This is a genomic window from Neisseria sp. P0009.S007 (assembly GCF_051962515.1).
In genome coordinates this window covers 1-11523 of sequence record NZ_JBQCVF010000040.1, presented here as the reverse complement: position 1 = coordinate 11523, position 11523 = coordinate 1, and the positions used below count along the sequence as shown (strand labels likewise).

The 11523-nt window shown below is 51.4% G+C and carries 10 protein-coding genes and 1 pseudogene; 5 read left to right on the top strand and 6 right to left on the bottom strand.

Going from position 1 to position 11523, the window contains the following annotated elements:
* Nucleotides 1-699, top strand: a 699-nt coding sequence (locus ACTHS3_RS05600) for a pseudouridine synthase (RefSeq protein WP_440367343.1), incomplete at its 5' end; no start/stop codon positions are given.
* A gap of 68 nt (nt 700-767) precedes the next feature.
* On the opposite strand, the gene adhP is transcribed toward ACTHS3_RS05600, so the two are convergent.
* Nucleotides 768-1811 carry an alcohol dehydrogenase AdhP gene (gene adhP, locus ACTHS3_RS05595; protein ID WP_079453675.1) on the bottom strand — a complete coding sequence of 348 codons (1044 nt, stop codon included), beginning with the start codon at nt 1809-1811 and terminating at the stop codon, nt 768-770.
* A 340-nt stretch (nt 1812-2151) separates the two neighbouring features.
* Here adhP and ACTHS3_RS05590 point away from each other — a divergent pair, with 340 nt between their 5' ends.
* Nucleotides 2152-3633, top strand: a complete 1482-nt coding sequence (locus ACTHS3_RS05590) for an aldehyde dehydrogenase family protein (RefSeq protein ID WP_049335482.1) — start codon at nt 2152-2154, stop codon at nt 3631-3633.
* 95 nt (nt 3634-3728) lie between these two features.
* On the opposite strand, the gene ACTHS3_RS05585 is transcribed toward ACTHS3_RS05590, so the two are convergent.
* The 4 genes from ACTHS3_RS05585 to yjgA all read right to left on the bottom strand — a co-directional run bounded on the left by ACTHS3_RS05585 (nt 3729) and on the right by yjgA (nt 7808).
* Entirely contained in the window at nt 3729-4664 is a 936-nt protein-coding gene (locus ACTHS3_RS05585; protein ID WP_070504412.1) for a DMT family transporter, read from the bottom strand.
* Between the two features lie 18 nt (nt 4665-4682).
* Nucleotides 4683-6383: a single-stranded-DNA-specific exonuclease RecJ gene (gene recJ / locus ACTHS3_RS05580; protein ID WP_440367341.1), complete on the bottom strand. Its 1701-nt coding sequence runs from the start codon at nt 6381-6383 to the stop codon at nt 4683-4685.
* A gap of 109 nt (nt 6384-6492) precedes the next feature.
* Nucleotides 6493-7203, bottom strand: coding sequence for a hypothetical protein (locus ACTHS3_RS05575; protein WP_293202547.1), 711 nt, complete (start codon nt 7201-7203; stop codon nt 6493-6495).
* Between the two features lie 71 nt (nt 7204-7274).
* Entirely contained in the window at nt 7275-7808 is a 534-nt protein-coding gene (gene yjgA / locus ACTHS3_RS05570) for a ribosome biogenesis factor YjgA (protein WP_371492514.1), read from the bottom strand.
* A 124-nt stretch (nt 7809-7932) separates the two neighbouring features.
* Here yjgA and pmbA point away from each other — a divergent pair, with 124 nt between their 5' ends.
* The 3 genes from pmbA (at nt 7933) to ACTHS3_RS05555 (ending at nt 11184) form a co-directional block, all read left to right on the top strand.
* Entirely contained in the window at nt 7933-9264 is a 1332-nt protein-coding gene (gene pmbA / locus ACTHS3_RS05565) for a metalloprotease PmbA (protein ID WP_440367339.1), read from the top strand.
* Nucleotides 9265-9351: 87 nt separating this feature from the next.
* On the top strand, nt 9352-10521 hold the full coding sequence (locus ACTHS3_RS05560) for a glycosyltransferase (protein ID WP_440367337.1): 1170 nt from the start codon (nt 9352-9354) through the stop codon (nt 10519-10521).
* Between the two features lie 153 nt (nt 10522-10674).
* Nucleotides 10675-11184 (top strand): cold-shock protein, encoded by a 510-nt coding sequence (locus ACTHS3_RS05555; RefSeq protein ID WP_070461403.1) that lies wholly within the window; start codon nt 10675-10677, stop codon nt 11182-11184.
* Nucleotides 11185-11277: 93 nt separating this feature from the next.
* Here the strand turns inward: ACTHS3_RS05555 and ACTHS3_RS05550 are convergent.
* Nucleotides 11278-11523, bottom strand: a pseudogene (locus tag ACTHS3_RS05550) (chromosome segregation protein SMC); the annotation flags it as partial.

Sequence of the window (11523 nt, the reverse complement as noted above, 5' to 3'; positions counted from 1 at the left end):
ACGATGTTTTATTACCGTGAAACCAGCCGTGAGAGCGAGCCGCGTATTCCGTTTGAAGAAAAGATTTTGCATATTGACGAGCATTTGATTGTGGTGGACAAACCGCATTTTCTGCCCGTCATCCCCAGCGGCAGGTTTTTGCGAGAAACCTTGCTCACGCGCCTACGTCTGCGGCCTGAATTGCAGTATTTGAATGTTGAAGACATTACGCCGATTCATCGCTTGGATAAAGATACGGCTGGCGTTATGCTGCTTTCGCTCAACCCTGCCACGCGTCGCGACTATCAGACCATGTTCCAAGAAAAAAACGTCCGAAAAACCTATGAAGCGGTGGCGCCGACGAGGACGGATTTGGACTATCCGCTGGATATTTCGTCCCGAATGGAACGCGGCGAAAAATTCTTTCTCACGCGGGAAACGGAAGGCGAACCCAACGCCCACACAACCATCGAGCTTATCGAAAACCGCGGCGCATTCAGCCTCTACCGCCTCACGCCGCACACCGGAAAGAAACACCAGCTGCGCGTGCATATGATGAGTTTGAACATGCCGCTGATGAACGATGCGCTTTACCCTACCCCATTGGCGGCCGGTGATGAAGACTACGACAAACCTTTAAAACTTTTGGCCAAAAGAATAGAGTTCACCGATCCTGTCAGCGGAGAAATCCGCGTATTTGAAAGCGATTTTGCGCTGTAGTTATCCAGCCTAATAAAAAAGGCCGTCTGAAAAGTTTCAGACGGCCTTTTTGTCACAAAATCATTTGATTAGTGATGAATGCAGCTGCACTCTTTATTCATATCAATCACCATACGGCCGGTAATTTTACCTTCGCGCATTTCTTGGAAGATGGCAGGTGCTTCATCCAAAGCACGCAATTCGACTTTAGGCACAACCAAACCTTCTGCGCCGAATTGGAATGCTTCTTCCAAATCTTTACGGGTACCGACCAGAGAGCCGACCACTTCGATGCCGTCCAATACCAAACGTGGGATAGACAAGTCCATAGACTCAGGTGGCAAGCCAACTGCAACGACACGGCCGCCGGCGCGGACGCAGTTAACGCCTGAATTAAAGGCAGCAGCGGATACGGCTGTTACCACGGCTGCGTGTGCACCGCCGGTTTTCTCTTGGATGACTTGAGCCGCATCTTCTTTGGCGGCATTGATCACCAAATCAGCGCCGGTTTCTTTGGCAAAAGCCAGTTTTTCATCGTTGACGTCAACGGCAACAACGTGCGCGCCAAACACTTTTTTCGCGTATTGAACCGCCAAGTTGCCCAAACCGCCTGCGCCGTAAATCGCAATCCATTGACCCGGACGAACGCCGGAAACTTTAATCGCTTTATAAGTGGTCACACCGGCACAAGTAATGCTCGAAGCTTGCGCAGGATCCAAGCCTTCAGGAACTTTGACCGCATAATCGGCACTCACGATACAGTGGGTCGCCATACCGCCGTCGGCAGTATAACCTGCGTTCAATACGGAGCGGCACAAGGTTTCGCGGCCGGTATTACAGTATTCGCAAGAACCGCAGCTTTGGAACAGCCATGCGATGCTGACACGATCGCCGACTTTCAGATTTTTCACACCGTCAGCAACTTCTTTAACCAAACCGATGCCTTCGTGTCCCAACACGCGACCCGGTTTGTCGCCGTAATCGCCTGCTGCAACGTGCAAGTCGGTGTGGCACACGCCGCAATACTCGACTTCTACCAACGCCTCGCCGTATTCCAGCGGACGCAGTTCGCGTTCAACAACTTCTACATCACCTGCTACATCTTTATTTACTACCACAGCATGCATTTTCATGAGAGAGTCTCCTAGGGTGTTGAAAAACTGTTTAGCTATAAATGAGAATACTCCCCATGTTCGAAACCGTCAACCCATAATCTTTTTCAAAACAACGAGTTATGATGTTATACCATAACAAATCCTATTCAAACCATCTGAATCTTTAAATATATTAACAAATGCACTTTCATTTCAATCAAATCCTTTATTTTTCAGACGGCCTGCTACATGAAATAACATTACAAATGTAAATTTTGAGAACATTATCATTTTTAGTACTTGAACTTAAAAAGAAAAAAGCATAAGCTGTTTTTATGGCGCAGAAATACGCCTTCCCATTCATTAAGGAGACAGTATTATGGCAAAAGATTTAAATGTGTTTGATAAAGAATATGGTCTTTTAATCAACGGCGAATGGACGAAAGGTAGCGAAGGCAAACTTTTATCCTCTTACAACCCTGCCAATGGCGATGAATTGGCCAAGTTCACAGACGCAACCGACGCCGATGTCGATGCTGCCGTGGCCGCTGCCCAAGAAGCGTTCAAAACATGGCGCAAAACCACGACTGCCGAACGCGCGGCCATTTTGAACAAAATCGCCGACGTGATTGACGAAAACGCAGAATTGTTCGCCCTGCAAGAAACCTTGGACAACGGCAAACCGATCCGCGAAACCCGCGCCGCCGACGTACCATTGGCTTCCGACCATTTCCGCTATTTCGCCAGCGTGATCCGCGGCGAAGAAGGCACTGCGACCCAACTTGACGCCGAAGACTTATCCATCGTTCTGCGCGAACCGATCGGCGTTGTCGGCCAAATCATTCCTTGGAACTTCCCATTCTTGATGGCCGCATGGAAAATCGCTCCGGCATTGGCCGCAGGTTGTACCATCGTCATCCACCCTTCTTCCAGCACTTCATTGAGCCTATTGTCCCTCGCTCAAAAAATCAACCACTTGCTGCCTAAAGGCGTGTTGAACGTGATTACCGGCCGCGGTTCCAAATCCGGCGAATACATGCTGCACCACAAAGGCTTCAACAAACTGGCCTTTACCGGTTCAACCGAAGTCGGCCGCCGCGTCGGCATCGCCGCTGCCGAATTGCTGATTCCGTCCACTTTGGAATTGGGCGGCAAATCTGCCAACATCTTCTTCGACGATATGCCTTTCGACAAAGCCCTCGAAGGCGCGCAAAAAGGTATTTTGTTCAACCAAGGCCAAGTCTGCTGCGCCGGTTCGCGCATTTTTGTACAAGAAGGCATTTACGACAAATTCGTCAATGCTTTGGCTGAAGAATTCAAAAAAATCAAAGTCGGCCTGCCTTGGGAAGACGACACCCAAATGGGTTCGCAAGTCAACGCCGGTCAACTCGAGACCATTTTGAAATACGTCAAAATCGGCGAACAGGAAGGCTGCCGCATCATTACCGGCGGTAAAAAAATCGAAGGCGCATTGGGCAAAGGCGAATTTGTCGAGCCTACTTTGATTGAAGCCAGCAGCAACGAAGCCCGTGTTGCCCAAGAAGAAATCTTCGGCCCGGTTGCCACCGTGATTAAATTCAAAACCGAAGAAGAAGTCATCAAAATGGCCAACGACAGCGAATACGGCTTGGGCGGCGCAGTGTGGAGTACCGACATCAACCGCTGCCTGCGTGTTTCCAATGCATTGGAAACCGGCCGCGTTTGGGTGAACTGTTACAACCGCCTGCCTGCCGGCGCGCCGTTTGGCGGCTACAAAACTTCAGGTATCGGCCGAGAAACCCACAAAATGATGCTCGCCGCCTACACCCAAGTGAAAAACATCTACATCAGCACCCGTGAAGAACGCGAAGGCTTCTATTAATCCGCCGTTCCACATTAATCTGATTTAGAAAATATAAAGGCCGTCTGAAACCTGTTTCAGACGGCCTTGTTTTATTCTGTTTTGCAATAAATGCTTCATATCTTTCTCAAAAAAAGCCCCATTACTTTCTCTCCGGCCACCGCCAGCAAGGCTCCGGTCACAACTACCATGGCACCCACATAGCTGACGATATTCATATCTGAAGCGGCAAAATAATCGGGGGCGAGATGATGGCCGATGGTGGAAAATATCATGGTGAATACGGGAATCAGCGTGGTGACGATACTGACTTTTGAAGCGTCCCAATGGTTGAGCGCTTCGCCGAATGAACCGTAGCCGATCAGCGTGTTCAGGCAGCAATAGATAAAGCAACCCCATAAAAACGGATTGCCGATATGGGCGATTTGCGACGGTTCGGCAAACGGCAGGAAAACAAAGCTGCTGCAAAAATAGATCATGAGCAGGATTTGTTGCGAATTGAAATGTTTGGACAGAAGTTTTTGCGCCACGCCGTAGCACACCCAAATCATGCTACCCGAAGCCGCCATCATTACGCCGACCGCATAGCTGCCCAAGCTGAAAAGTTCGCCGAATTTGTCGTTGAAAAACATGACCAAACCCGTCAGCAAAAGCATCAAGCCGATTTTTTGCCAATGCGTAAAGGCTTCTTTAAACACGCCTACGCCGACCAAAATCATGGTAAAGGGAGAAAGCTGCCACAACACCTGCGTGGTTGTCGGAGAAATATAGTGCAAGCCCATGGCAACAAGCACAAAGTTGGCGGAAATACCGATAATGCCCAGCATCAATAAAAATAAGGTTTGCTTGGAAAATTCCGACGGCCTCGGCAGCTTGCCGGTCAGCCCCAACAGCACAAACAACACCAGCGAAGCCACTAAAAAACGTATCCACACCAGCGTGGGCGCATCGACGGCTTTTAATGCCTGTTGGGCGATGACCGGCAGCGAACCCCAAGTCATGGTGGCAAGCAACGCCAATGAAAAGCCGAGCCAAGGTTTTTGTTTCTTCATTTTTCAGACGGCCTTTGTTTACGCGGCTTCCCAGTAGTCGATATAAAGCTGCAATTCGAGATTGTTCCGCCATTCGTTGGCAACGGGGCGGTACACCGTGCGGATGTATTCTGGAATGTCTTCGCTGCAACGCCAGAACATGGCTTCAAATTCGTAGCCGTCTTTTTGCAGCCAGACTTTTTTGTGTTTGCCTTCCGCACCCAACGGCTGCTGGCGGACAACATGAAATTCGTCAGTAAAACTCGGTGGCGCGAAGCCCTGCCCCCAAACGTGTTTAGCAAGGTTTTGCGCCTGTTCCAGCGTAATGTCGCGTGCAGGCAGGCTGCCGTCGGTGATGAAGGTTTGCGACAAATCGTCTTCGCACACCATCTCGCGCACGGCTTCTTCAAAGGCCGTCTGAAACGCGGGGATATTGTGTTCGAGTATGCTCAAACCCGCCGCCATCGCGTGTCCGCCGAATTTCAAAATCAAATCGGGATAGCGTTTGGACACCAAGTCCAAAGCATCGCGCAAGTGCAGATTGGGAATGGAGCGTCCCGAACCGCGCACTTCGCCGTTGTCGGCAGGCGCAAACACGATAGTAGGACGATAAAAACGGTCTTTGAGGCGGCTGGCAACGATGCCGACCACGCCCTGATGGAAGTCGTCGCGATACGCCACCAAAGTCGTCTGACCTGAAGGCAGGGTTTCAGGAAAAGCATTCAGCGCGTCTTGCAGCATAGACTGCTCGATTTCGCGGCGCTCGATATTGAGGTTGTTTAACTGCGCCGCCAGTTCCTGCGCCTCGGCATTATCTCGCGCCAACAGACAGGCAATGCCGACCGACATATCGTCCAGCCGTCCGGCCGCGTTGATGCGCGGCCCCAACGCAAAGCCCATATCAAAAGGCTGAGCCTTGCGCCAATCGCGCCGTGCCACTTCAAACAAGGCACGGATACCGGGGCGCATTTTACCCAAACGCATCCGTTTCAGACCTTGCGATACGAGGATACGGTTGTTGTGGTCTAGAGTGACGACGTCAGCGACGGTACCGAGTGCAACCAAATCCAAGAGGTCGCCCAGATTCGGCTCTTTCAGGCCGTCTGAAAAATAATTGCGGCGGCGCAGTTCGGCACGCAAAGCCATTAATACATAAAAAATCACGCCCACGCCCGCCAAGCTTTTGCTTTGGAAACCGCAGCCTTTTTGGTTTGGATTGACGATGATGCAGTCGGGCACGGTCTCGGCAGGCAGATGGTGGTCGGTTACAATCACATCCAAACCCAATTCCTGCGCGCGCGCCACGCCTGCAATGCTGGCGATACCGTTATCCACCGTCACCAATAAATCCACACCTTGCTCTGCCGCGATTTCAGCCAGCTCGGGCGTTAAGCCGTAGCCGTGTTCAAAGCGGTTGGGCACGAGAAAATCCACTTTCGCCCCCATCGCCGCCAAACCGCTCATACCGACGGAACACGCCGTCGCACCGTCGGCATCGTAGTCGGCGACAATCAGGATTTTTTCCTGACGCTCAACCGCATCCGCCAAACGGCCGGCGGCGGCTTCGCAGTTTGTCAGCGTTTGATACGGCAAAAGCGCAGCAAGCTTATCGTCCAACTCAGCCGGACTTTGCACATCACGTGCAGCACACAGCCGCGCAATCAAAGGATCGGCACCGGCAGTGAGCAAGTCGTTGAAAACAGTCGGATTAATGGAACGTGTTTGGATTTTGACGGACATGGTATGTGGGATTAAATAGAGAGAAAATTAATATATTTTTGAAGCGTTTATTTTAAGGTGGGGAAGGCCGTCTGAAACCTGCAATCCCGTTTTCAGACGGCCTTGGATATTATTTGCGTGAAGCATCGATAATTTCACTGACTACGACATAGGGGACTGCTATCACTGCGCCGACTGCATCCAAAGCCAATGTGAATGGCGTTTGCAGGATATTCTCCGTCAACTTCTGAACGTCGGTGCTTTTTTTGGTTTCCGTATAATAAATTCTGACCGGGACGGCAGTATCAAAACGGCGGTCTTCAGCAACATTTTTGGGCGTTGCGTAATAATGACCTTCGGTAGAAATACACCGCGTGTAGACTGTTTTGTCATCGAGTTCGACCGGCTTGAATGCCAACTGTTTCAACTTGGCAATCTCGGCGGCTTTTTGAGTATCGTAACGCAGGCAGAATTTTGAGCGGAAAGTTTGCGCTTCAGGGGATTTCAATTCGACCGGCAAAGCCTTATACGTATATCTTGGGTTTTGCTGAACCATTTGAAACTGTTTGTCCAATTTAACATCCAATACCGCCTTCAACTTGGCCGAATCTTTAGAATTAACAACAAACCAATATTTTTTGCCCATCATGACCAAGCTGCCTGTTTCCAATTGCGTATTGTCTTTGGCAACCACGCCAAATGCTTGAATATTGTCTTTGGCAACGGTTTTTTCGGTTGTGGTTTTATGGAACGGGTTGTTCTCTCCCCAAAGAAAGACAGTACAACCATTCAGGGTTAGTGCACTAATTAACAAGGCAGGTACAAAGCGGCGAAATTTCATGGTCATCCTCCTTCGGCATTACGATACAGGCCGTCTGAAAACCGCAATCCGTTTTCAGACGGCCTTGAGGTTTATTCCTCCCAATCCTGCCCTTCTTCTGAAGCATCGAATTGACCGGCCTCCATCACTGCTTTAATTTCTTGGAACAGCGCGCGGAAGTTTTTCGGCGGTTTGTTTTGTTCCTGCTCTTTTTTAGTGTTGCGGATCAAGGTGCGTAATTTGCCGGCGTCGGCTTGCGGAAAATCGGCCATAAATTGGGTAATCGCGCCATCGTCTGCCAACAGTCGGGTACGCGCCTGCTCGACGCGTTGCAAAAAGGCATTGTGTGCCGTATTGTCACCGCGCAGTTTGGCCAAATAAGCTTCGATGGGCGCAGGGTCGGTATCGCGCATCAGGCGGCCGATAAATTGGGCTTGGCGTTTGAGCGCGCTGTTGGACGTGATTTTTTTATAGGTGGCAATGGCTTCGAACAGCTCTTCGTCCAAGCCGATTTTTTTCAGCGTATCGCTGGAGAGCTTGGTCAATTCCATACCCAAAGCCTGCAAATCGTTCATCTGCTTTTTCATTTGGGTTTTGCTGACCCATTCGTCTTCTTGTTCAAACATTGTGTTTACCTGATTTTCTGAATCTGCCTATTTTATCAGTTTTCAGACGGCCTTTCCGTGCGATTTTTGCAGAGGCCGTCTGAAACGGTTAAAATGCCGCAAAACCCTGTCAGGAAACCTTTTTATGCTGTTTAACCACACACCGGACGAGCTGTTGCGCTTGTGCGGACACACGCTGGATTTGGCCAAACAATCCGGCGCCACCTCGGCCGAAGCCGATTTCAGCGAGTCGCTCGGCCAAAGCGTCAGCGTGCGCTTGGACGAAATCGAACAAATCGAGTTCCAACAAGACAAATCTTTAGACATTACGGTCTATGTCGGCCAACGCAAAGGCCGAGCCAGCACTGCCGACTTCTCCGAACGCGCCCTGCAAGATACGGTCAAAGCCGCCATCGATATTGCACGCTATACCGCCGAAGACGATTGCGCCGGCCTTGCTGATGCTGCCTTAATGGCAACCCATATCGGCGACCTCGACCGCTACCACGAATGGGATTTGAGTACCGAATCCGCCATCGATTTGGCCAAACAATGCGAACAGGCCGCGCTGTCAACGGACAAACGCATTGAAAATTCCGAAGGCGCATCGGTTCATACCGGCCATTACCAATACGTCTACGGCAACACCCACGGCTTTGCCGCACACCAGCAAAGCACGCACCACAGCATTTCTTGCAGCGTGGTCGCCAGCGATGAACACGGCATGCAGCGCGACTATTGGTATGATTCTTCCTGCCGTCACGAAGACATGGACGCGCCCGAACTCATCGGCCAAACTGCAGCCGAACGGACTTTACGCCGTCTGAACAGCCGCAGCGTTCCGACCGGCAGCTATCCCGTACTGTTCGACACCACTGTCGCCGTCGGCTTAATCGGCCACCTTATCGGCGCACTCAGCGGCGGCGCGCTCTACCGCCAAAGCAGCTTCCTGATTGACAGCATCGGCAAACAGGTGCTGCCCGAGTTTCTCAGCCTTCGTGAAGAACCGCATATCCTGCGCTCGTTCCGCAGCACTTATTTCGATGCCGAAGGCGTGGCCACGCAGCCTCGTTTTGTGGTGAAAGACGGCGTCGTCGAAGGCTATTTCCTCAGCAGTTACAGCGCGAAAAAGCTCGGCATGCAGACAACGGGTAACGCCGGCGGCGCGCACAATCTGTATCTGAACCACACCCACGCCACGCAGGCCGACCTGTTGAAAGAAATGGGGACGGGTTTGCTGGTTACCGAATTGATGGGACAAGGCGTCAACGGGATTACCGGCGACTACTCGCGCGGCGCGGCCGGTTTTTGGGTGGAAAACGGCGTCATTGCCTATCCGGTTCAGGAAATCACCATTGCCGGACGTTTGCAGGACATGTACCGCGACATCACCGGCGTAGCAGACGACGCATTACGCCGTTCGTCCAACCAAATCGGCTCCATCTTGGTCTCTAAAATGACGGTTGCCGGCAACTGATTGAACTAAATAGACAAAAGGCCGTCTGAAAGATATCTTTTCTTTTCAGACGGCCTCGCCGTTATCTACTTCCATAAAAAATACATCATGCATATTGTCGTTATCCCCTCTTGGTATCCTTCTTCCGAAACTGACGTGGACGGAATCTTTTTCCGCCTCCAAGCCCAAGCCCTGCAACGCGAAGGCATGAAAATCGGCATGGTCGTACCCATGTTCCGCTACTTGAGAAGCCAGCCGAAAACCATCTTCTCGCGCTTCTACGGCCTACGCCGCCATCAGCAAGGCGGACTCAACACTTACGCCTACGACAGCATGTATTTCTTCCCGCGCTGTCCGGTTGTCGATATCGACCGTATCCGCTGGGTCAATGCAGGCATGAAAGCTTTTGAAGCCTATATCGCAGACAACGGCAAACCCGACGTAATTCACGCCCATTGTGTCAACTACGCCGCCATTTTGGCCTGTGCCATCTTCAAAAAATACGGCATTCCCTATGTGATTACCGAACACAGCAGCGCCATTTCACGCGGCCTTGTCCGCAAAAACCAATGGCCGTCCATGCACGAAGCCGTGCGCCACAGCGCGGCACGGTTCGCCGTCAGCCGTGATTTCTGCCGCATTCTCGAAAAAACCTACGCCGGTACAGACTGGCAATACCTGCCCAATATGCTGGGCGGCAATTTTGAACAGGATTTCGAGTTCCCCGAAAACAACAATCAAGACTTCACCTTCTGCAGCGTCTCCCACCTGCGCCACCTCAAAGGCCACGACCTGCTCCTGCCTGCTTTTGCCGAAGCACTCAAAACCTATCCGCAACTCAAACTCAAAATCGGCGGCGGCGGCGCAGAAGAAGGCCGTCTGAAACAACTGGCAAGCGACTTGGGCCTCAACCACGCCGTTACCTTTACCGGCGCATTGACCACCGACCAAACCCTAGACCTCATGCGCCACAGCAACGCATTCGTCCTCGCCAGCCGTACCGAGACTTTCGGCGTCGTCTATATCGAAGCACTGTCTCAAGGTTTGCCCGTTATCGCCACACGCTGCGGCGGCCCCGAATCCATCGTTACTTCCGACAACGGCCTGCTGGTGCCAATCGAAAACATACCGGAACTGACCAAAGCTTTGCTCACCCTCTACGAAAACCATGCACACTACGATCCCGTCCGTTTGCGCCAAGATTGCCTGCAACAATTCGGCAGCCGTGCCATTGCGCAACACCTGATCGACACCTTCCAAAAAGTGCTTAATAAATAGGCATAAACCATACAGGCCGTCTGAAATCCTTCAGACGGCCTGCCTGCTTCCAACAAGACAAATCTAGTGTAAATTTAAGACAATAACTAAACTTTTTGATTTAAAATCAGTCGAAGGAAAAATTGTTACCTACAATAATATCCCACATATATTATGCGCTATTACGGAACGATTACTCGCTGGAACAGCAAGCGCGGCTTCGGAGCCGCTACCATAGAAGACACAGGCCAAGAAATCTTTCTTGCCCTTGCCGCCTTCACCACCCTTACCCGCCTTCCGGCCGAAGGGCAACACATCTCCTTCAACATCACAGAAGGCCGACGCGGCCGCAAAGAAGCCGAAAACGTCTGCTTCGCCCTCGATTGCGCCGACTGCTTCGATGTCCTCGTCCCTCCCCCTGAAAAACCCCTCGCCGGCAAACAAGCTATCGTCGGCCTGATTGCCGTTATCTTCGTCTGCAGCATTTTCGCCGTCTTGTGGTACGGCCTCCACTTTTCCGACAACACACCGGAAGAGCCTGTCGTCAAAAAACAAGAAACCATGGTTCACGAAGTAGCCGCCAAAATCGAAGCCGAACGCAAAGCATGGCGCGATGCCGTCAACGGCAACAACCAACGCTCGGGGCAACCTCAACGCTCCAAAGATAATACTTCAAAACAATAACGCTGTATCCAATACAAAAAGGCCGTCTGAAAAAATGGGAAGATGAAATTATAGATTTCTTCCTCATTCTTTCAGACGGCCTTTGTTCTTACCTCAATTCGGCTCCGCCATTTCCAACGCCTGTTTGATGTTCACGGCGACGACGCGCGAGACGCCTTTTTCCTGCATGGTTACGCCGACGAGCTGCTCTGCCATTTCCATGGTCAGGCGGTTGTGGGAGATGTAGAGGAACTGGGTTTGCGCTGACATTTCTTTGACCAGATTGCAGAAACGCGAGGTGTTGGCGTCGTCCAGCGGGGCGTCGACTTCGTCCAGAAGGCAGAAGGGGGCGGGGTTGAG

What these genes read in the sequence shown, in the direction of transcription:
- recJ (WP_440367341.1), bottom strand. Translation starts at nt 6,383, where the DNA reads ATGTCCGTCAAAATCCAAACACGTTCCATTAATCCGACTGTTTTCAAC.
- ACTHS3_RS05555 (WP_070461403.1), top strand. Translation starts at nt 10,675, where the DNA reads ATGCGCTATTACGGAACGATTACTCGCTGGAACAGCAAGCGCGGCTTC.
- ACTHS3_RS05590 (WP_049335482.1), top strand. Translation starts at nt 2,152, where the DNA reads ATGGCAAAAGATTTAAATGTGTTTGATAAAGAATATGGTCTTTTAATC.
- ACTHS3_RS05575 (WP_293202547.1), bottom strand. Translation starts at nt 7,203, where the DNA reads ATGAAATTTCGCCGCTTTGTACCTGCCTTGTTAATTAGTGCACTAACC.
- pmbA (WP_440367339.1), top strand. Translation starts at nt 7,933, where the DNA reads ATGCTGTTTAACCACACACCGGACGAGCTGTTGCGCTTGTGCGGACAC.
- ACTHS3_RS05560 (WP_440367337.1), top strand. Translation starts at nt 9,352, where the DNA reads ATGCATATTGTCGTTATCCCCTCTTGGTATCCTTCTTCCGAAACTGAC.
- ACTHS3_RS05585 (WP_070504412.1), bottom strand. Translation starts at nt 4,664, where the DNA reads ATGAAGAAACAAAAACCTTGGCTCGGCTTTTCATTGGCGTTGCTTGCC.
- yjgA (WP_371492514.1), bottom strand. Translation starts at nt 7,808, where the DNA reads ATGTTTGAACAAGAAGACGAATGGGTCAGCAAAACCCAAATGAAAAAG.
- adhP (WP_079453675.1), bottom strand. Translation starts at nt 1,811, where the DNA reads ATGAAAATGCATGCTGTGGTAGTAAATAAAGATGTAGCAGGTGATGTA.